The sequence below is a fragment of the Streptomyces sp. NPDC021019 genome (genome assembly GCF_044333295.1).
Lineage (GTDB): Bacteria > Actinomycetota > Actinomycetes > Streptomycetales > Streptomycetaceae > Streptomyces.
Window position 1 is genome coordinate 353667 of sequence record NZ_JBIRQR010000003.1, and the last position, 19294, is coordinate 372960.

Genomic DNA, 19294 nt, shown 5'->3' on the forward strand with positions numbered 1-19294 from the left:
GGGAGTGTGCCCGGCCCGGCCGGGCCGACGGGGCGGGCGGAGTCAGCGGGTCGGGTCGGTGGGCGGGCCCTGCGGATCAGGGGCGCAGGAATCCGGTGATCCGCTTCCGCAGGCCCTGGGGGTCCAGGCCGTGCGCCGCGAGGTGCTCCTCCAGCTGCCCGTACCGACGCAGCTCGGCGCGGCCCACCCCCAGTCCGAGCACCCGGTGGGGCAGGTCGATCAGCGCTTCGCCCGCCGCGGTGGCGGAGGTGCCCGCCAGATAGGGCTCCACGATCACCACGTCCGCGGTCGTGGCCGCACCGGCGGCCCGGCGCACCCCTGCCGCGTCGAACGGCCGCACGGTCGTCGCGTACAGCACGGTGACGTCCAGCTCCTCGGTGGCGGCGAGGACGTTGTCGAGCATGGGGCCGACCGCGATCACGGTCCCGCGCCGTCCTTCGCGCACGACGGTGAACCCGGCCGTGCCGCTCACCGGCAGCGCCTCCCGGTTGGCCTGGAGCGAGAGGCGTACGTACACCCGGTCGTCGCCGGCGACGGACTCCCGCAGCAGGGCCTCGGCCTCGTCCGGATGGCCCGGCACATGGACGGTCCAGCCGTCGAGCGTGTCCAGGAGGGCCACGTCACCGGGGGACATGTGCGTGAAGCCCCCGGCGGGCCAGTCGTACGAGCCGCCGGCGCTCACCAGGATCCCCCCGACCCCCTGGTGTCCGAAATCCAGCTTGACCTGCTCGAACGGTCGCTCGACGAGGAAGCTGGCGAAGGTGTGCACGATCGGCCGCATTCCCGTCAGGGCCATCCCCGCACCGGCCCCGACCAGCAGTTGCTCCCGGATTCCGACGTTGATCACCCGGTCCGGGTGGGCGCGCAGGGCCGGGGCGAAGCCGTCGGCGCTGATGTCGGCGAGCACGACGGCCAGCCGGGGCTCCTCGTCCAGGAGCCGCGAAGCGGTGCTGATGAATCGGTCACGCATGGTGTCCATGAAGGGGTCCCTCCCGGGTGCTCCGGTGTGCTCGGCGGCGGTGGTGGTCGTACGGGGTCGGTCGGTGCGGTCAGCTCTTGGGTTCGACGCGGGCGACGACGGCCAGCGGTTTACCCGGGTGGGGTGTGGTGAACGCCGTGTACAGGGCCTCGTGGTCGCGACCGTCCACGGTCACCGCCGCCCACCCGGCGGACGCGAAGCGGGAAGCGATGCCGCCGGGCCAGCCGTGGGTGGCGGACGCGTTGTCGATCACCAGTGTGTGCAACTGTTCGAGCCCGGCCGGGCCCGCGTGGGCGATGGCCTCGTGATTGCTGCCCTCGTCCAGCTCGGCGTCGCCGATCAGGACCCACACCCGGGGGTCGGTGAGGCCCTGGGCGCGCAGCCCGAGCACCGTTCCGACGGCGAGCGGCAGCCCGTGCCCGAGGGACCCGCTGCCGATCTCCGCTCCCGGCACCAGCAGTCGGTCCGGGTGGTGGCCGAGCGGCGAGTCGTACGCTCCGAAGCCGGGCAGCAGCTCCTCGCCGAAGAAGCCGTGCGCGGCGAGGACGGCGTAGTACGCCATCGGCCCGTGTCCCTTGGACAGCAGGAAGCGGTCCCGCCCGGGGGCGTCGGCCGTGTCCGGTGTGACGCGGAGCACCCTGTCGTAGAGCACCCACAGGGCGTCGAGCGTGGAATGGGCGGCGGGTGCGTGCTTCTCGGCGCCGGTCATCAGGGCGATCAGGCGGTCGAGGTCATGGAATGCGAGGGGGTCGCGTACCGTCGAGGCGGTCGTGTTCGTCATGACACCGAGCGTTCAACATCAACCACGGTTGAGGTCAAGCGCGGAATGGTGTTGGTGACCACCTGCTGGAGTGCGGTATTGTTCTCATGCGCGTTCAGCCAGGGGAAACCCCAGGTCAGACGGGCAACGGGACGTGGCGCAGCTTGGTAGCGCACTTGACTGGGGGTCAAGGGGTCGCAGGTTCAAATCCTGTCGTCCCGACTGGAGACAGTCGTGGATCAGGGCCGGTTTCGGAGCAATCCGAAACCGGCCCTTGATCATTTCTGGGACCAGCTGGGACCGGTTGGAGGTCCGGCGTCCTTTGCGGAGATGGCGGTACCGGAGGGGGCGCCGCCGGATCTGCCGCCACGCCCGGTCTCGCCCCGGGGCCCCCGGTCGTCCAGACGCACGTACGCGGAGCGCGGCGGCCTCGTGCGGGGAGGTGCGAACCGTCACGACGCTGCTCGCTCGGGCCGCCGACGGCCTACCGCCGGCAGGTGGCGACGATCACGAGCAGGAGAAGCGCGATCCCGAGCATCTGCAGGAACCCGAGGGAGTCGGGGTTCTTCTGGTTGATCTCGACGATGCCGCCGAGTGCCGGACCGGGGAGGTTCTCGGCGTAGTGGGCCGCCGCGAGATCTCCGACCTCGGATTCGGTGGTCCACCGGGTGGCGAACCTGCATTCGCCGCACCGGTACCGGTGTGCCATGTCAGTTCCTTGGTGCCGTGGGACACACGGGGATGAGGGAGGAGTACGTGAACACCGAGCGCCGGCGTACGAAGAGCCGGGCTGGAGGACGCGCTCGTAGGCAGGGGAGGGAGGGGAGTGAGTGCGCGGCAAGGCGGGTGAGGGACGGGCGGCCGGTGGGCGTTCCCCCGTCGCGTCGGCCGCGTCCCGGGAGACGAGGCCGACGCGACGCGCACACCGGCCACGTCGGACGGTGGTGCCACGGTGCGGTGAGGGGGACACGGTGCGAGGACGCTGTGTGCCGGCGTCAGTCGCGCTGTGGTGCGTCCTCGCACAGCGCCGTGTCCAGCAGTTGCCGTAGCTGCGCGTCCGGACGCCGGCCGATCTGCATCAACACTGATCTTCGGCCTGACGGCCGGCTTGACCTTCGGGCTCGTCGCGGCCTTCGAGGCACCCGTGGACGTCGCGGCCGCGCCCATGCGACTGCTGTCCGTCAACCGGGCAACCGCCACCCGGCAGTTCCTCGTGCTCGCTCTGCTGTCGCCGCCGGACTCGCTGTCTGCGGACATGTCGTCGTCGGCCTGCTCCAGCAGGTGCTGCGCTGGACGGTCCTGTGGCCGTTGGACACGGCTCTGCTTCTGGGAGCGGTCGGCGGGCTCGGCGGCTCCGCGGCGTACGTGCTCGCCCTCACGGCGTGGGGGCAGTGGGCGACGGTGGCCCGGTTCTGGTTACCGCTGACGCGCAAGCGAAACCGGACCCGAGGCGTCGCGCATCCGATGAGAGCGCGTCGTCGGAAGGCCGGGGTGTGGGTAGTTGAGGTAGTGGGTTCCGGGTGAGAGGGGGCACGGTCGGCCAAAGAGGTCGCGCGTGGTCAGCACGGGTGGGTCGGGTCCTTGACCGTTGATCAGCAGGGTGTGCCGGCAGTAGAAGAACCGGTTCCTGGTCCAACCGGCCGCGTTGTCGGCATCAGCGGGGTTCATGCTGTTCTCGAGGGCGGCGGGGTTCGGGAACCAGCGGCAGCGCGACGTCCGGCCCGGACAGGGCAGAGGCGACGACGGCCATGACCAGGTGCCGCTCCCACAGTGGTGTCAGTGCTGTCAGTGGGGTATGGCACGGTGACGTCCATGACCGCAACCGCATCTGAAAGCGTCCGCGAGGCCGGACGGGCCCTTGGCGTACCCGAGCCGGTGACCGAGGCGCTCGTCCGCCTCCTGCGCCCCTGCGTCCACCTCTGCCGCTACGAGCAACTGCCGGAAGAGCTGCGGAAGAACGCCGCTCCGGCCGCTCGGGCGGGCGGGCCCGCTCATCTGCCGGAGGATGTGGTCGTGCCCGCGTACGTGCCGCACGTGGTGACCGTCGACTGCGCGGCCGTACCCACCGACGTCCTCGACATCGACTTTCCCACCGATGGCCAGGTGGTCGTCCTCGCCGAGATCACGGACCAGGACGAGGGTTTCGTCATCCACCTGCCGACGGGGACCGAGACCGTCGAACGCCACTCCCGGGAAGCGGAGCCGGACGGCCCGACGTCCTACGCATCGTTTCCGCTGTACGCGGTACCCGGAACCACCATGCCCGGCTCTCTCCACCGCTCGCATGTGGCGGCAGCGGTCGACTACGCCGAGGGGGGCGCCGAGCGGGCCCGCCTTGTGGACAGCCTGATAGAGGAGATGGGGGCGCTTCTCGCCGTGCGCTGGGGCTACGGCATTCAGCTCGGCGGCTTCTCTCCTGCCTGGCACGATCCACTGGAGGACCGGGGGAACGTACTGTTCATGTCCATCCCCGAGAGCGCGGTCTTCGGCGGGGACTGCATCACCCTCGTCTCGGGGTCCCGGGAGCAGATCGCGGAGCGCCGCTACGACGAACTCGAATTCGAGGTCGAGTCCTGACCGGAGACCGCGAGCCATCGACCGTGGGACGGCAGCCACGGGCCGCGATCTCGCCATGATCAACGACCGGAGCACCGGCCGGCGGGTACCGACGGGATCGATGGCATGACGGGGATGGCCGGGTTCCTCGTCCACGCCGCGTTGCCGCACGAAGCGTTCGTCCGTGGCGCTGTCGGCTACCGGATCTCGAGGCAGCGACCGGCGTAGTAGGCCGCGAGTTCGTGGTTGTCGAGGTAGTCGTCGAATCCGACGCGATACGCGAGCGTCAGTTCGACCGGTGACGGTGCGTCGTCGAACGGCCGGCTCGCGCGGATGGCGTCGAGGATGTGCGGCATCGCGTACTGGAACCGCTGGCCGCTGCGGACGTAGTGCGGGAGGCCGTCGATGCTGCGCAGCTCGGCGTCCTCGGCACCCGACCCGGCGTAGATCGGGCGGGTCGCGTTGTCGTAGCGGAAGATCTCGTCGAGCAGCGGCCTGTGCCGCTCGGGCGCCTTCGGCAGGATCGCCTCGGCCCACCACCGCTGGAAGACCGGCGCGAACCGCGGGTCGGCGTAGAGCTTGTGCAGCGACTCGACGACCAGGCCGGAGTCGGTGAACTCGCGGCCGTGGCCGAGCAACTCGACGACGGCGGCATCGGTCGAGTCCTGGAACCAGTCCGACAGGATCAGCAGAACGGCGCTCTGGGTGAGCCCGGCAAGCTCCCGCAGCGGCACCCAGATGTGCCGGAAGTACATGTTCTCGCTCATCATCCGGGCCCAGAACATGAACCGTTGCATCGTCGTGTTCTCCGCGACCGTGACGGTGCGGTTGGCGAGAACGTACTCGAAGTCGTCGCTGTCGCCGCGCACGGTGACGAAGCCGTGCTCCTCGCGGTTCTCCGTGTAGCTCGTGTTGGGCAGCAGCAACAAGGGGTAGACGGCGATACGGGACACGTGTTCGGACAGCCGGTCGTAGCCCGCCAGGAAGGAGTCGACCGTCTCACCCGGCGCGCCCCAGATCAGCTCCGCGTAGGCGTCGAGCCCCTCCGCCGCGAGCCATGCCGCCAGCTCCTTCCACTCGTTGAGCCGCATGTTGCTTCTGCCCATGTCACGCAACGCCGTGTCGTCCAGTGTCTGCAGCGCCACGGTGAACGAGCTCTGGAACCCCTCGGCCTTCATCCGGCGGATGATGTTGTGGAACGTCTTGGACTTGTTCTTCGCCCATGACGTCTCCAGCGACTTCGGGAACCCGTACTTCTCACGCGTCCTGACGAGGTCCTCGACGAACTCCGCGTCCGGCTGTCGCATGCCGAAGTTGGAGTCGCACAGCACCACCGTCGGAATCCGGTGATAGCCGAAGACGTCGAGCTCCGCGCGCAGCCGCTCGCGGGAGAAGTCGCGCATCCGCTGGCCGACCGCGCCACCCCAATAACAGAACGAGCACTTGTACGGACAGCCTCGGTTGGTCTCCATCAGCGCGACGTCGTAGGGGAACCGGCCACGGTGGTCGAGCAGCGGGATGGCCCCCGTGAGAAAGGGTGACGGAATGAGGTCCAGGTCGTCGATGCGCGGCGCCTCGGCAGTGGTGTGGATCGTGCCTTCCTCGTCGCGGTAGGAGATTCCCGGCACCTGCGCGAGGTCGTGCGGCGACTTCTCCTCGAGGACGGCGAGCAGCAGGTCGCGGAAGGTGAACTCGCCCTCGCCGTTGGCGACGACATCGACCTCGGGGAAGCGTCGGAAGACGCGTTCCGCCTGGTGGGCGACGTGCGTTCCACCGAAGACGACCCAGCCGTCCGGGCGCACCGACTTGTAGGTCTCGGCGAGCGCGCCGAACTGGTTGAGGTTCCAGCCGAGGACCGAGAACGCCAGCACGTCCGGCACCACACCGGAGAAGATCGTGCGCGCCATCGAGCCGAGCGATTCTCCACCGCGGAAGTTCTGTATCCCCACGTCGAACTCGGGTCCCACCAGGGGATCGGCCCGTGCCGCGGCTGTCAGATAGCCGGCGGCGAGCGGCATCGACTCCTTCGGCATGTCCCAGGCGCCCTGTTGCACGATCAGCGCGCGCCCGCGCTTCTCCCGTGAACGTGGTCGTGGTCGTGGAAACGGAAGTGTGGACTGGCTCACTGTTCTGCCCCCATGCGGCCATGCCGCCAGGTTGTCGCGGGCGACGTGGGTGACGGAGCGGTCCACCGCCGCCGCCACTGCGAAGACCGCGCATCCGTCCGGTAGCTCTCACCCGGTCGCGTCGCCCATGGCGCGGCGCAGGGAGGCCGGACGCAGGTCGGTCCAGTTCTCCTCGACGTAGGCCAGACACGCCGCCCGGCCGTCCGGGCCATGCACCACGTGCCACCCGGCGGGCACCGGAGCGAACTCCGGCCACAGCGAGTGCTGGTCCTCGTCGTTGCGCAGCACCCGGAACGGTGCGGTGTCGTCGTCGAAAGGGTTGGTCGTCTCAGCCATGCCGCCTCCAGGTCGCCGCACGCCACAACGCGCCGCCGGGTGGTCGACACTCCTGCCCTCCAGCGCGGTGACCCTGCTCGGGACGCCCCGGCCCGCCCGTGCGGGGGACCGGGGCGGTGTTCGGTCAGATGCGGTAGCCGAGGCTGCGCAGCTGCTGACGGATCGCCTCGTCGTCGGCCGTGGCGGTGCCGCTGGTCGCGGCGCCCGAGTCGGTCGGAACGAGGGCGAGTCGCTCCTCACGAAGGTTCTCGTTCACTGGTTCTCCTTTCCTGACTTCGGTGTTCATCCCTGCCCGGTCGGACAAGCTCGGCGCCGCCTTAGGGTGGCGGCATGGATGGCGACATGGATGACCTGGCCTACGACGTGACCGGTACGCCGGAGGTTCGGCTGCGCCAGTGGGAACGGTGCTGGCCACCGGACGACCCGCATGCCAACTTCAAGGCCGAGGTGGTCGACTACGGGCTCCTCGATCCGCTGGAGACCGTGCGCGGCATGTCCCGGAACCTGGACATCCCGGTCGGCGCGATCGTCCGGTACGTGCTGGCGAAGTGGGCCACCGGCGGCAGCGGCGGCCTGCTCGAACTCGGGCCGGTGATGGTGCCGCGCCTGTGGGAGCCGATCGCGGCCGCCGAGGAGGCCGATTCCGACGAGCAGCGGCTCGCGGCGTACCACCAGCTCCGGCAGATGATCTCCTGGCTGAAGGTGCCGCTGGACGACCCCACGGTGTACCCGGCCCAGTGATCGGCCCGGCAGTCGGCCCCGTGACCGGCTCTCAGTGCTCACGGCGCACCACCCCGGTCACGCAGCCGATCCCGCCGGCCGCCCGCAGGTACGCGCCGACGTCGATCTCGTCGACCGCCATGCCCGCCCGCTCCAGCGTCCGCCGGATTCCCGGGCAGCCCGCGGGCATCAGCACCCGCCCCGGCGCGAGCACCAGCAGGTTCATTCCGCGCCCCACCAGCAGTTCCTCGTCCGGCGGCAAGGCGATCACCCGATAGCCGTACTCGGCGAGCAGCGCTGCCAACTCCGGTGGGGTCGCCGCCCGGTGGATGACGGCGGTGGACGGGTCGAGGAACACCACCGTTCCCAGCAGGTGCTGTACGCCCGGTGCCAGCGGCACCGTCACCACCCGCGCTCCCAGTCCCGCGACCGCCGAGGCGACCTCGGCCGCGCCGGCTTCGTTCGTGCGGAATCCGGTACCGACGATCACCGTCTCCGGGTCGATCCACAGCGCGTCGGCGCCCTCGAACACGGCGGTGCCCGACACCGTGCGCAGGATCGGGAACCCGGCCCCGGCCAGCGCGAGCGCGGCATGCCGTTCCTCGCCGGCCCGTTGCGCCGACGCCATCCGTGCCAGCACCGCCCCGGCCGGGGTCATCCAGAACAGGTCACGCGCGAACACCGCGTTCGGCGTCGCCCGGGGGGAGGCCAGATGTACGTCGACCTCCTCGTCCCGCAGGCGGTCCGCCAGCGCGTCGCACTGTGCCCGCATCGCCGGGAGATCCACCGGTCCCAGCATGAGCGAGGCCCCCGGCCGTCGCACCGCGGCGACGCTGTCCGGCGGGCGGACCAGCAGCACCGACCGCAGGGCGGCCGTCTCCGACCGGTATCCGCACGGCGCCCACACACTCCCGGCCGCGACCTCGTCCACGTGCGACGCCAGGCGGGGAACCCACCCCGGGCCGCCGTGGGTGCTCAGCTCAGATCCAGTGGTCGTCACGGGCGTAACCGAGCCTCTCCGCCATCGCGAGCACGTCGGCGCTCAGCGCCGACCTGACTTCCTCTTCCCGCGCCAGCCACCTGCCGGGGCGTGGTGCGGCGGTGGACACGGTGGCGGCGATGCCGTCGGTCGCGTCCCGCTTCAGCGGCCCGTCGAACGGGATCCTCAGCCAGTCCGCCATCCACTCGACGGCGTACGCCCGCTCGTGCGGGCCGCTGATCAGGTCCTCGAACCGCACCGTGTGATCCGCTCCGTGGGCGAGCACCGCACGGTGACTCGACACCCACTGGTGGGCGCAGACCCGGGGCAGGGCGGCGGCGGTGTACGCGGTCCAGCCGGGTGGCAGGTCGAACTTCCACCAGTGCCGGTCGGCCGGCCGCACGTCGGCGTATCCGCCGATGCGCAGCGGTTCGTCCAGCCGGTACGCGTGGAACCCGTGGTGCAGCCACCCGTCGATCAGGCCGTTGATCGACGCGGCCGGGTTCCTGGTCAGGTGCAGCACCCGCAGGTGCGCGTTGGGGAAGACGGCCCGCAGGAAGCCGAGCCGGTAGGCGTTGCCAGGCGTCTTGATCACCAGTGGTTTCGTGGCGAGATCGTCTTCGTCCGCCGGCAGCCACGGACGGGGGAGGACGAAGGGCGGCTCTTCGAGCAGCACGTCACCGGGCGGCCCGGCCGGTCGGGGTCCCGGTGACTGCCCGGGCAGGTCGTAGTACCACGGGTTCACACCGGCCCTCCCGATCAACGCCCGTGCGAACCGGGGGAGATCACGGTCCAGTACGGCCTCCGCGGTCCGCACCAGGTCGACGGGATCGAGGTCCCGCCCCGGCCACTGCACGAGCAGCCGCCACGCCGCGTCCACCGCCAGGTTCTCCACGCCGGTGCCCGGGGAGCCCGCGTCCAGTGCCAGCTCCGCCTCGAACAACGCCCGGGACCGTGGCGCCAGCCCGTGCCAGTGCGCCGCGTCCAGCACGTCGGATCCGGTGCCGCTGCGCGGGTGGTCGAGGCCGACCAGCCGCAGTAACGGGTTCAGCTCACCGCGCAGGTGCAGCAGGTGCGGCGAGGACCGCAGCAGCTCGGAGAGCATGCTCGACCCGCCCCGCGAGCTCGACGCGACGACGACGAGATCGCGCACCTTCGCGCAGAAGTGCTCCACCGGCGTGCCCCGCAGCGGCCGCAGCACCTCCAGCCGGCGCACGACCTCGGCGACGGGGCTGTCCACGGTGCGGCTAGGCATGGTCAGGCTTCCGCACCGAGTACACGCACCACCGCCACCGGTCACGTACCGAGCCGTCCGGCAGCACCTCGAACGGGTGTACGGCGCGCACCTCGCGCGGCGCGTCGTAATAGAGGCGGTAGATCTCCTGCCGACTCGCCGGCGTGGTCTCGTGGGTGTCGATCCACCGGTCGATCGACTCCCACAGGAAGTACTCCTCCATCCGCACATCGGTGAACCCGCCGCCGGTGAGCAACGCCCGGAAGTCCTCCTCACGGAACATCTGGTAGAGCAGTGGCTGCTTCTTCTTGAACACGCGGAACATCCAGAACGCGTCCACGTCCGCGTACGGCACGATCTGCCCGACGATGAACTGCCCGCCCGGCCGCAGCACACGGAGGATCTCCGATACCGGCCGCTCCGGTTGAGGCAGCAGATGCAGCACCTCCCGGGTGACCACGAGGTCGAAACTGGCGTCGGGGAACGGCAGGTCGTAGACGGTGCCCTGGTGCACCACGTCCAGCCGGGTGGCGGCGAGCGCGGCCATCTCCGGGGTGAGGTCCAGCCCGACCATCTCGCCGACCCGGCCGCGGAACGCGCCGCCGACGACACCGCTGCCGCAGCACACGTCCAGCATCCGCGCGTCCGGCGGGACCGCGCACAGCTCCGCGTGCCTGCCGAGCAGGTCCTCGTCGGTGAGCCAGGCGCACGAGTCGTGCCAGTCCTTCGAGCGGATCCCGAACTGCCGCTGGTAGAGCGCGTAGTCGACCTCGACGGCCCGGGTCCGGGAGCGGGCCGTCCGCCCGGCCAGCCGCGCGGCGAGCCGGGCCCGACTCGCGTCGACGGCCCGTTCGGCGATGCGCCGGGCCAGCTCCGGGTCGGCCGCCAGGGCCCGCCGCGCCTGCTCGGTGACGACGTCGAACACATGGGCTCCCGCGGCGTCGTTGCGCAGGGTGCGTTTGGTCTGACCGTCGAACCGCGCGTCCGGGATCCGGATCGCGATCACCGCGGTCAGCCCCTCCAGGATGTCGACCACGGTCATCCTGTCCGCGGCCGGGCCGAGATGTTCGGCCACCACCCCGGCCAGCGCGCCGCGCAGGGCGTCCACGTGGGACCCGCCCAGGTCGGTGCGGATGGTGTTGACGTAGCTGAAGATCTGCTCCGCGTACCCCTCGGTCCACTGGACGGCGGCGTCGATCACGCACCCGTCCCCCGCCCAGGTGACGGTGGTCGGCTCGGCGTGCACCTTTTCGGCGTCGCGGGCGCGGTAGGCCAGCAGGCCCCGCACCCCGGTCATCTCGTACAGCGACTCGTTCCGCCCGGTGCGGTGGTCGATGAGATCGACGCGCAGGCCCGGGTGCAGATACGCGATGTCGAGCAGCCGGGCGTGCAGCAGCTCCGCGTCGAGCACGCAGGAGGAGAAGATCTCCGGGTCCGGGCGGAACCACACCCGCGTGCCGCGGCGGCCGCTGTCGCCGCCCCGCTTGAGCGGAGTCTCGACCGAGCCTCGGGCGAACGACTCGCTGTGGTGCGCGCCGTCGCGCCACACGTCCAGCCGCAACCACTCCGACAACGCGTTCACGCAGGCCAGGCCGACACCGTGCAGCCCGGCCGAGGTCGCGTACGAGGAGTGGTCGAACTTGCCCCCCGAGTGCAGCGTGGTGAGCACGAGCTCACACGCCGGGATCCCGGCCTCCGGGTGCGGGGCGGTGGGGATGCCCCGGCCGTCGTCGGTGACCGAGCAGGAGCCGTCGTCGTGCAGCTCCACCGAGATCGCGCCGCAGTGCCCGGCGGCGGCCTCGTCCACGGCGTTGTCGACCAGTTCGAGCACCAGGTGGTGGGCGCCGTCCGGGCCGGTCGACCCGACGTACATCGACGGGTTGCGGCGCACCGCCTCAAGACCGGAGTAGACGGTGATCGCCTCGGCGTCGTATTCGGTGGTCATGGCGCTCCGTTCCCGGCGAACCGCGGCTCGTCCAGCCCGGTGAGGGCCTGCTCCAGCCGGTCCACGTGCGTCTTCTTCAACGTGCACAGCGTCTCCAGCCAGCTCGCCAGATCGGCCACGCCGTCCATGTGCGCCCGCGCGGCCAGGCCGGGATAGCGTTCGGTGGCCTCCCCGAGGTCGCCGCTGATCGCCGCGGCGAGGTTGCGGCGGGTGTCGCCCAGCGCGCGGCCGGTGCCCGGGTCGTCGCCGCCCAGCAGGTCGCGCAGCAGATCCAGGTGGCCGTGGGCGGCGCAGGCCACGCTCTCGGCGAGCTCGCCGAACAACCGGGCCGCCTCGGTGTGGCCCTCGATCTCGGCGACCTGGGCGAAGTAGGTGTACCGCGCCGCGGTGGCCGCCTCGGCGAGGAACGCGGCCCGCACGCCGTCGGCGGGGGACTGGTCCGGTTCCATGTCAGACCCTCGTCCCCGAGACGACGACGAACAGCATCCGGTCGGTGATCCGCCCGTCCGTCTCCGCCACCGCGTGCCGTGCGCGGAACGCGGGTGACGCCCTCCTGTAGCGGTCCCGGATGGCCTCCCGCGCGTCCTCACCGATCGCGCCGTTGTCCGACCACACGTCCACGTCCTCCACCGACACGTACCGTTGTGACCGCACCGGATCGCACCCCGCGCCGGCGAGCAGGGCCTCGACGTCGCCGGGCCGGAAGAAGTGCCGCCGGGCCGGGTTGCGCAGCCGCAGGATCTCGGCGTACTCGTCGCGGTCGTCGTCCCCGTAGGCGCACAGGTGGGTCAGTACGACCCGCCCACCCGGCCGGGTGACCCGCACCATCTCCCGCACCGCGTCCGGCAGGGTCATGAACTGGATCCCCTGACGGCACACCACGCTGTCGAACGTGCCGTCGTCGAACGGCAGCTCCTCCGCCGGGGCGATCACCAGCTCGTCGAGCACGTCGCGCGCCTGCTCGGCCATCTCCGGTGTGATGTCCACGCCGGCCAGCCGCCGTACCCGCCCGGCGAACAGCCGCGACACCAGTCCGGTGCCGCACGCCACGTCCAGGACCGCGTCGCCCGGCCGGGGCGCGGCCGCGGCCAGCATCAGCTCGCCGAGCGCGTCGTCGGTGCACCACGAACTGGACCGGTCGTAGGTGCTCGCCCGGTCGGCGAAGTGGGTGCGGACGCTTCCCGTTTCGTTCATCTGCTCTCTCCTGCCGGAACAAGGGCGCGACGGGGCTTCGCGCGGCGGCGCAGCCGGCGGACGGTGGCGTCGCGCCGCCAGCGCCGGAAGTGGTTGCGGTCGGTGCGCAGCGAACGCGCCTCCACCGCCATCCGGACCGCGAACCCGCGCAGCGCGACGCCGAGCGGACCAGGAGCCGGTTCGTCCAGCGAGGCCCGGTCGAACGGGTAGCGAAGCGTCTCCATCGCCCGCGCGGTCACGCTCTCGACCTGCCGCCGCTCCCGGTCGGACAGCCCCCGCCGGTGGGTGCCGATCCGGGCCGTGGTGATCGGGTCGCCCGCCGTGCGCCAGGACGCCGACAGCGACGCGGTCACCCGGGCGTTGCCACCGAGGTGGTGCGCCAGCATCGCGGGCTCGAACGCCTCCCCGATGAAGTCGCAGATCGCCCGGATCTCCCGCTCGGGCGCGGACACCAGATCCTCGTACCGGACCAGGTGCACCACTCGCGGCCCCCACCGCTCCAGGGCCGCGCGGGCGAGCTCCTGTTCGGCCGTCCACCGCAGCGCCATCCGGTAGGGGTGGCAGTGGCCGAACACGGCCCGCTTCGCCGACGCGGCCACGTCGCGGGGATCACGCACCAGCCAGAGGAACCGGGCGTCCGGGAGCGTGGCGAGCACCTCGTCGACGTGCTCGACCATGAACGTGCTCTTGCACCCCCACCGGGCCGCGCCCTCCGCGACGCGGTACTGGTCGTAGATCGCCGCCACCACCCCGAACAGCGACGGGCCGGCCGCCCCGGTCACCGCGGCCCGGTCGATCACGTGCGGCCACGGGTGGATGTGGTCGCGCAGCAACCGCATCGCGTCGCCCACCATCGCGTCGACATCACCGTCGTACGGGATGCCGGACAGGTACCGCATGAAGTGCGGCGGGTGCGGGACCGCGATCCGCGCGTGCGCGTCGAGCACCAGCCGCAGCAGGTTCGACCCGGAGCGTTCGGTCCCGATGATCAGGATCGGGCCGTCCTGGGTGGACACCGGTCAGCCCCCCACCGCGAGCTTCTTCGCGCCGCAGTCCATCAGCGTGCTCCCGACCGCGGCCACCTCCGGGTCGGCCACCTTGTCCAAGGTGTACTGCTCGGACCCGGGGACCAGGGGCGCGGCGGCGGAACTCCACTCCGCGCGCCAGCCGTTCCCGGCGTACGACGTCGACCGCTCGGTGCCGTCGGCCGGCTGCGGGTGGAAGTACTGGAAGTGCTCAGGCCAGTGCTGGAAGTCCATCACCGGGCCGGGCTGATAGGCGTCGTACACACGCTTGTACGCGTCCCGGCAGACCTGCTCGGGAAGCCCGCTCACGTTCAGGAACTCGTCCTCGTGCAGCGCCTGTTCGACCGACAGCCAGTTCAGGTGGTCGATCTCGGTGCGGATCACCTTGTTCCGCACCGCGTCCTGGTACACCGTCGTGCCGGGCATGGCCGACAGGTACTTCACCCGGGTCACATGGTTGTACTGCTCGGCGAACTGCACCATGTCCGACAGCGACTCCTCGGTCTCGTTCGGCAGACCGACGATGAGCAGCGAACCGAACCGCACGCCGCCCTCGAACGTGGTGCGCATCGCGCGGACGGTCAGGTTCTCGCTGCTGCCCTTGCGGGCCTCGCGCAACACCTCGCGCCCCAGCGACTCGACGCCGTACAGGATGATGTCCGCACCCGCCTCCCGCATCGCGTCGATGCGCGGTACGTCCATGTCGGCGCACCGGGTCAGACAGGTCCACCGCAGATCGTGCTGGGAGATCACGTCGCACATCTCGATGGTCTGGCCGCGGTGCGAGCTGAACGTGAGATCGACGAAGAAGCAGAACTCCACGCCGTACTCGGTCTTCAGCCAGTCGAGGTCGCGGTCCATCTTCTCCGGCGACTTCGCCCGCACCTGCGGGGTGGTGCGGTAGCAGAACGAGCAGTCCATCTTGCAGCCGCGGCTGTAGGACGAGATCACCTGCGGCTGCATGCCGAGCGGCGACCGCGACTGGGGCCACAGGTCGAGCCGCATCCGGGGCAGCGCGTCGAGATCCATCATCTGGCCACGCGGCGGCGTGCGGCGCGCGTTTCCCTTCTCGTCCCGGTAGCAGATGCCCTTGACGGTCGGGAGATCCTGCTTCCACGAACCGCGGGCGTAACTCTCCATCAGCTCCAGGATGGTGATCTCGCCCTCGCTGATCACCGCGATGTCACAGGCGGTGTCCGACATGAACACCGCCGGCGCGGAAGTGACCAGCGAGCCGCCGCAGATGATCGGTACGTCCGGGTGCGACGCGCGGACCATCTCCATCAGCGCGCGGCAGAACGGGAAGTTGTCCTCGAACGTGCACATGCCGAGCACGTCGGTGCCCTCGTTGATCTGCTCGTACGCCGCCCGCAGGGGGTTCGGAGTGTAGCGGACGTCGACGATGCGCACCGGATACCCGGCGTTGTGCAGCACGGTCGAGATGTACGTCGCCCCCTCGTAGGGAGAGGTGAGGAAGAACTCCCAACCGCGCGGCATGGTGAACGGCGAGGGCCCGACGACGAGGGTGAACCTCGGCAGCGTGGGATCGACCGGCACCGGTTCGGCGTCCTGGTCGCGCATCTGATCGATGTAGCGCTGGTCGACGGTGCCGTTCGCGTCGGCGTACAGCTCCAGGGCCAGGGACAACTTACGCGCCATGTGAATGCTCCCTCGCTTCACGGTCGTGGAGTCTCCGCCGCGTAACTGTAGGAGCGGGACGCGCTGTTCAGCACGGGTGTTCAGGTCGCACAGCCCGTCGTTGTCGTACGCCGCGAGCCCGTTGTTACCTTTCGGGGCCGCTGGAGTCGACAGAGGAATACCGAGGTATCCCGGTGACCACACAGCCGAACATCCTGTTCATCTCCCTGGACACCGTGCGCGCCGACGTGGCCTATTCGGGGAAGTACCCCGGCATCGAGCGGCTGCGCGCGAGCGGGGTCAGCTTCACGCAGGCGATCTCGTCGTGCCCGCTGACACCGGTCAGCCACGCCACGGTCTTCACCGGGCTCCAGCCGCCCCGCCACGGGGTCAGGCACCTGTTCCGCGAAGCGCTGGACAAGGGGGTACCGACGCTGGCGGCGTGCCTGTCGGCGGCCGGGTACACGACCGGCGCGGTGGTGTCCTGCCCCGGTATGAACCAGTGGTACGGGATGGATCGCGGGTTCGACTTCTACGACGACGAGATCCCGCTGCTGCCGGACGGCCGGGACCCGCTGTCGGTCGGCGACGTGAAGCTGCGCGGGCTGGCGCTCAAGCGCGCGCCGCTGGTCGTCGAACGCGCCACCCGCTGGCTCGGGTCGCTGGACGGCGCCCACCCGTTCTTCCTGTTCGCGCACTTCTTCGACGCGCACTGGCCGTACGAGCCGCCGGAGGACGTCGGCGTCGAGGTGGCCAACCCGTACGAGGGCGAGATCGCCTACACCGACCACTACGTCCAGCTCCTGCTGCGCCGCATCGCCGAGATGGGTCACGACATCGAGTCGATGCTGGTGGTGTGCTTCTCCGATCACGGTGAGGACCTGGCCGGGTGGTACCCCAACGACCATGCCGGCGACCTCGGTCACCCGTACGAGGAGGGCCACGGCTGCCTGCTGTTCGACGCGACCCAGCACGTGCCGCTGGTCATCAGCGGCCCCGGGGTGCCGGTGGGGACGAGCGTGGACAGCCAGGTCCGGCTGGTCGACATCATGCCGACCGTGCTCGACCATCTCGGGCTGGACCCGCTGTCGTCGGACGGCGCCTCGCTGACCGAGTTCTTCGCGGACGGCACCGGGGCGTCCCGCGAGGCGTACTCGGAGACCTACTTCCCGCAGGAGCGGGCCGCCGCCTCGGACGACTACCCGGACCTGAAGGCGCTGCACGCGGTGCGGGCGGACGGGCGGAAGGTGATCTGGGAGGCGGACGGGCGGCAGGTGTGGGCCTATGACCTCGCCACCGATCCCGACGAGCTCGGCGGGCGGGTTCTCGTGTCCGATGAGGACGCATGACACCAGGGGTGACCCCGGCGCCCCGTTCGGTCCGCCGGGTGCTGATCGCGAGCACGATCGGCACCGCCATCGAGTGGTACGACTTCTATCTCTACGCGACGGCGTCCGCGCTGGTGTTCGGCCCGCTGTTCTTCCCCGGTTCGTCGGCCGCCGGCGGTGTGCTCGCGTCGTTCGCCACCTATGCGGCCGGGTTCGTCGCGCGCCCGCTGGGCGGCCTGCTGTTCGGCCACTTCGGCGACCGGGTGGGCCGCAAGTCGATGATGGTGTGGACGCTGCTCGTCATGGGCATCGCCACGTTCGGCGTCGGCCTGCTGCCCACCTATGAGACAGCCGGTGTCCTCGCGCCGGTCCTGTTGGTGACGTTGCGCATCGCGCAGGGCATCGGCATCGGAGGCGAGTGGGGAAGCGCGGTGCTGCTCAGCACCGAACACGGGCCGCCCAAGCGTCGCGGCTTCTTCAGCAGTTGGCCCGCGATGGGCTTCGCGCTGGCGTTGTTCGGCAGCAACCTGACCTTCGTGCTGATCTCCAAGCTGCCCGAGGAGGACTTCCTGACCTGGGGGTGGCGGCTGCCGTTCCTGGGGTCCATCGTCCTCGTCGGCATCGGCATCTGGGTCCGGCTGGGGATCGAGGAGACACCGGAGTTCGTGCGTGGCCGGGCGGAGCACCGCCCCGCCCGGGTGCCGGTGATCATGGTGCTGCGGCGGTGGCCGCGCCGCGTGGTGATCGGCATTCTCGCCTCGCTCGGCACCGGGTCGGTGATCGCGATGTTCACCGTCTTTCTGGTGGCTCACGCGGCGAAGGCCGGGCCGGAGGTGCGGTCGACCGTGCTGACCGGGCTGATGATCGCGGCCCTGGGAGAGTGCGTGACACTGCCGGTGTTCGGCGCGCTGTCCGATCGGTTCGGCCGCCGGCCGGTCATGATCTTCGGCTACGCGGTCTCGGTGGCGGCGATGATCCCGGCGGGCGCCTGGCTGTCCTCGGGCGATCCGATGCTGGCCGTCCTGGTGCTCGTCCCCGCGCTGACCATCGCGCACGGCGCGATCTACGGCGGCCTGGCGGCGTTCCTGGTGGATCTGTTCCCGACCATGGTGCGGTTCTCCGCGATCGCCGTGACCTACCAGGTGGGCGTCACGGTCTCCAGCTTCTGGCCGCTGGTCGCGGTCGCGATCACCGGCGACTCGTCGTCGCTGCTTCCGGTGATCGCGCTGTTCGCGGTGGTCCAGCTGGCGGCGGCGATCGCCGTGGCGTGCGCGCCGGACTCACGCGCTGACGCGGACCTGGTCGCGGACCCGGCAGGCGAGTGCCGACCAGTCGGCCGCGCAGTCCATGGCGAGGTCGGCGACCACCGGTGACCAGCGCTGGGGCACGGCGGCGGCGAGACGGTCCCACTGCGCGGTGTCGAGGGTGTTGGCGTCGAGCAGCCGCAGGAGCGCGCGGCCGATCTCGGAGAACCGCAACGACGGATCGGTGCGCAGCGAGAGCAGGAACCGGTCCCGTTCGGCGCGAGGCGTGCCGGGAGTGCCGTTGTCACCACCGGCGTGGTTGCCCGATGCCTTGTCCTCCGGTGCGCTGCTTTCCGTGCGGGGTCCGGCGGAAAGACGATACCGCAGCGGAATAGGATCCTCGCCGCGGCGCATTCTTTCCCGGACATCCCGGGCGGTGCCGACGGATATTCCAGCGATGCGGGCGATCGCCCGCAACGAAAGATCTGGATTGTTCGAAATCGCCTGGCTCGCCATCGTGCGCCCGTGGGAAGCGTCGAGTGGCCGTACTTTCCCGTCGCGGCCGAGGCGGGTGTGCAACTGAGGCATTTCCCCGGTTGTACGCTGCCGGATCGCGGCCACCGTCTTGGTGGACAATCCGGCCGTCGACGCGATCAGGCGGTCCGACAGGTGCGGATGCGACGACAGGATCCGGGAGGCGGCGGCGGTGCGGTCGGCCAGCGTCAGCGGCAACCCCTGGGTCACGTTGGCGCTCACGGCCAGCACGAACGCGTCCTCCTCCGTGCCGTCGACGAACCGCACACCGATGGTGGACTCACCGCGGAGCTTGGCCGCACGCAGGCGGTGCACGCCGTCGATCACCCGCATGGTCGGCCGGTGCACGAGGATCGGCGGGAGGTCGTCCGGGCACTGCGCGAGCGCGCTGACGTGGTCGGGACGGGAGCCGGCGACCCGCACAAGAGACGTTTCGGTCACCTGGTCGACCGGCACGAACGTCGGTGGAGTGTCCTTCGGTCGCGTGTCCAGCGATGTCCCGCTCATCCGAACTCCTCCAGATGGGCCTACCCATTTCCGAGCACGACGCGGTCACGCTCACGCTCGGCAGGCGTAACTGACCAGATCCCGGGAAGCGGCTACAAGATACTGGCCAGGTTATGGCACCGAACAGGCCGACGAGACAAAGTTTCCCTTAGCAAGTTCTCATAATTGCCCTGGCCGGCGCGTCGGATG

General features: G+C 70.6%; 18 protein-coding genes and 1 tRNA gene. 5 read left to right on the top strand and 14 right to left on the bottom strand.

Annotated elements, in window-relative coordinates; all coding sequences use genetic code 11:
* Window positions 1-76: 76 nt before the first annotated feature.
* Both ACH4RG_RS19055 and ACH4RG_RS19060 read right to left on the bottom strand, forming a co-directional pair.
* On the bottom strand, window positions 77-979 hold the full coding sequence (locus tag ACH4RG_RS19055; RefSeq protein WP_397917544.1) for a transketolase family protein: 903 nt from the start codon (window positions 977-979) through the stop codon (window positions 77-79).
* A gap of 70 nt (window positions 980-1049) precedes the next feature.
* Window positions 1050-1760: a transketolase gene (locus ACH4RG_RS19060; RefSeq protein WP_398162754.1), complete on the bottom strand. Its 711-nt coding sequence runs from the start codon at window positions 1758-1760 to the stop codon at window positions 1050-1052.
* A gap of 127 nt (window positions 1761-1887) precedes the next feature.
* Between ACH4RG_RS19060 and ACH4RG_RS19065 the strand changes: the two genes are divergently transcribed.
* Window positions 1888-1961 (top strand) — tRNA-Pro (locus ACH4RG_RS19065).
* Between the two features lie 262 nt (window positions 1962-2223).
* Here ACH4RG_RS19065 and ACH4RG_RS19070 read toward each other — a convergent pair.
* Complete coding sequence (locus ACH4RG_RS19070) at window positions 2224-2448, bottom strand: hypothetical protein (RefSeq protein WP_397917546.1); 225 nt, start codon at window positions 2446-2448, stop codon at window positions 2224-2226.
* Window positions 2449-3551: 1103 nt separating this feature from the next.
* Here ACH4RG_RS19070 and ACH4RG_RS19075 point away from each other — a divergent pair.
* A complete protein-coding gene (locus tag ACH4RG_RS19075) occupies window positions 3552-4316 on the top strand; it encodes a hypothetical protein (RefSeq protein WP_398162753.1) in 765 nt (254 codons plus the stop codon).
* A gap of 176 nt (window positions 4317-4492) precedes the next feature.
* Here ACH4RG_RS19075 and ACH4RG_RS19080 read toward each other — a convergent pair whose 3' ends face one another.
* From ACH4RG_RS19080 to ACH4RG_RS19090, 3 genes are all read right to left on the bottom strand, one after another.
* The gene (locus ACH4RG_RS19080) at window positions 4493-6349 is read right to left on the bottom strand and encodes a KedN5 family methylcobalamin-dependent radical SAM C-methyltransferase (protein WP_398539866.1); all 1857 of its coding nucleotides are present in this window, start codon (window positions 6347-6349) and stop codon (window positions 4493-4495) included.
* A gap of 180 nt (window positions 6350-6529) precedes the next feature.
* Window positions 6530-6757, bottom strand: a complete 228-nt coding sequence (locus ACH4RG_RS19085; RefSeq protein ID WP_397917549.1) for an MbtH family protein — start codon at window positions 6755-6757, stop codon at window positions 6530-6532.
* 124 nt (window positions 6758-6881) lie between these two features.
* The gene (locus ACH4RG_RS19090) at window positions 6882-7013 is read right to left on the bottom strand and encodes a hypothetical protein (protein ID WP_257140581.1); all 132 of its coding nucleotides are present in this window, start codon (window positions 7011-7013) and stop codon (window positions 6882-6884) included.
* Between the two features lie 74 nt (window positions 7014-7087).
* Here ACH4RG_RS19090 and ACH4RG_RS19095 point away from each other — a divergent pair, with 74 nt between their 5' ends.
* Complete coding sequence (locus tag ACH4RG_RS19095) at window positions 7088-7498, top strand: DUF6027 family protein (protein WP_397917550.1); 411 nt, start codon at window positions 7088-7090, stop codon at window positions 7496-7498.
* A gap of 31 nt (window positions 7499-7529) precedes the next feature.
* Here ACH4RG_RS19095 and ACH4RG_RS19100 read toward each other — a convergent pair whose 3' ends face one another.
* From ACH4RG_RS19100 to ACH4RG_RS19130, 7 genes are read right to left on the bottom strand one after another with little or no spacing between them, the layout of a single operon-like run.
* Window positions 7530-8477: a dimethylarginine dimethylaminohydrolase family protein gene (locus tag ACH4RG_RS19100; RefSeq protein WP_397917551.1), complete on the bottom strand. Its 948-nt coding sequence runs from the start codon at window positions 8475-8477 to the stop codon at window positions 7530-7532.
* Window positions 8458-9711: a sulfotransferase gene (locus ACH4RG_RS19105; protein ID WP_398539867.1), complete on the bottom strand. Its 1254-nt coding sequence runs from the start codon at window positions 9709-9711 to the stop codon at window positions 8458-8460. Before ACH4RG_RS19105 ends, ACH4RG_RS19100 begins: the two co-directional genes overlap by 20 nt.
* Entirely contained in the window at window positions 9704-11635 is a 1932-nt protein-coding gene (locus ACH4RG_RS19110) for a methyltransferase domain-containing protein (protein ID WP_398539868.1), read from the bottom strand. Before ACH4RG_RS19110 ends, ACH4RG_RS19105 begins: the two co-directional genes overlap by 8 nt.
* The gene (locus tag ACH4RG_RS19115) at window positions 11632-12084 is read right to left on the bottom strand and encodes a rubrerythrin family protein (protein WP_398539869.1); all 453 of its coding nucleotides are present in this window, start codon (window positions 12082-12084) and stop codon (window positions 11632-11634) included. The genes ACH4RG_RS19110 and ACH4RG_RS19115 overlap by 4 nt, the downstream gene beginning before the upstream one ends.
* A gap of 1 nt (window position 12085) precedes the next feature.
* Complete coding sequence (locus tag ACH4RG_RS19120; RefSeq protein WP_397927157.1) at window positions 12086-12829, bottom strand: class I SAM-dependent methyltransferase; 744 nt, start codon at window positions 12827-12829, stop codon at window positions 12086-12088.
* Complete coding sequence (locus ACH4RG_RS19125; protein ID WP_397917555.1) at window positions 12826-13845, bottom strand: sulfotransferase family protein; 1020 nt, start codon at window positions 13843-13845, stop codon at window positions 12826-12828. Before ACH4RG_RS19125 ends, ACH4RG_RS19120 begins: the two co-directional genes overlap by 4 nt.
* A 3-nt stretch (window positions 13846-13848) precedes the next feature.
* Window positions 13849-15513: a B12-binding domain-containing radical SAM protein gene (locus tag ACH4RG_RS19130; protein ID WP_397917556.1), complete on the bottom strand. Its 1665-nt coding sequence runs from the start codon at window positions 15511-15513 to the stop codon at window positions 13849-13851.
* A 173-nt stretch (window positions 15514-15686) separates the two neighbouring features.
* Here ACH4RG_RS19130 and ACH4RG_RS19135 point away from each other — a divergent pair, with 173 nt between their 5' ends.
* A complete protein-coding gene (locus ACH4RG_RS19135; protein ID WP_398162750.1) occupies window positions 15687-16841 on the top strand; it encodes a sulfatase in 1155 nt (384 codons plus the stop codon).
* Window positions 16838-18193 carry an MFS transporter gene (locus ACH4RG_RS19140; RefSeq protein ID WP_397917558.1) on the top strand — a complete coding sequence of 452 codons (1356 nt, stop codon included), beginning with the start codon at window positions 16838-16840 and terminating at the stop codon, window positions 18191-18193. The genes ACH4RG_RS19135 and ACH4RG_RS19140 overlap by 4 nt, the downstream gene beginning before the upstream one ends.
* On the opposite strand, the gene ACH4RG_RS19145 is transcribed toward ACH4RG_RS19140, so the two are convergent.
* Window positions 18101-19105, bottom strand: coding sequence for a ParB N-terminal domain-containing protein (locus ACH4RG_RS19145; protein ID WP_397917559.1), 1005 nt, complete (start codon window positions 19103-19105; stop codon window positions 18101-18103). The two genes, ACH4RG_RS19140 and ACH4RG_RS19145, sit on opposite strands and share 93 nt — an antisense overlap.
* Between the last annotated feature and the right edge of the window lie 189 nt (window positions 19106-19294).

Coding starts and splice junctions, on each gene's coding strand:
- ACH4RG_RS19055 (WP_397917544.1), bottom strand. CDS start 979: ATGGACACCATGCGTGACCGATTCATCAGCACCGCTTCGCGGCTCCTG.
- ACH4RG_RS19060 (WP_398162754.1), bottom strand. CDS start 1,760: ATGACGAACACGACCGCCTCGACGGTACGCGACCCCCTCGCATTCCAT.
- ACH4RG_RS19070 (WP_397917546.1), bottom strand. CDS start 2,448: ATGGCACACCGGTACCGGTGCGGCGAATGCAGGTTCGCCACCCGGTGG.
- ACH4RG_RS19075 (WP_398162753.1), top strand. CDS start 3,552: ATGACCGCAACCGCATCTGAAAGCGTCCGCGAGGCCGGACGGGCCCTT.
- ACH4RG_RS19085 (WP_397917549.1), bottom strand. CDS start 6,757: ATGGCTGAGACGACCAACCCTTTCGACGACGACACCGCACCGTTCCGG.
- ACH4RG_RS19095 (WP_397917550.1), top strand. CDS start 7,088: ATGGATGGCGACATGGATGACCTGGCCTACGACGTGACCGGTACGCCG.
- ACH4RG_RS19105 (WP_398539867.1), bottom strand. CDS start 9,711: ATGCCTAGCCGCACCGTGGACAGCCCCGTCGCCGAGGTCGTGCGCCGG.
- ACH4RG_RS19110 (WP_398539868.1), bottom strand. CDS start 11,635: ATGACCACCGAATACGACGCCGAGGCGATCACCGTCTACTCCGGTCTT.
- ACH4RG_RS19115 (WP_398539869.1), bottom strand. CDS start 12,084: ATGGAACCGGACCAGTCCCCCGCCGACGGCGTGCGGGCCGCGTTCCTC.
- ACH4RG_RS19120 (WP_397927157.1), bottom strand. CDS start 12,829: ATGAACGAAACGGGAAGCGTCCGCACCCACTTCGCCGACCGGGCGAGC.
- ACH4RG_RS19130 (WP_397917556.1), bottom strand. CDS start 15,513: ATGGCGCGTAAGTTGTCCCTGGCCCTGGAGCTGTACGCCGACGCGAAC.
- ACH4RG_RS19140 (WP_397917558.1), top strand. CDS start 16,838: ATGACACCAGGGGTGACCCCGGCGCCCCGTTCGGTCCGCCGGGTGCTG.
- ACH4RG_RS19145 (WP_397917559.1), bottom strand. CDS start 19,105: ATGAGCGGGACATCGCTGGACACGCGACCGAAGGACACTCCACCGACG.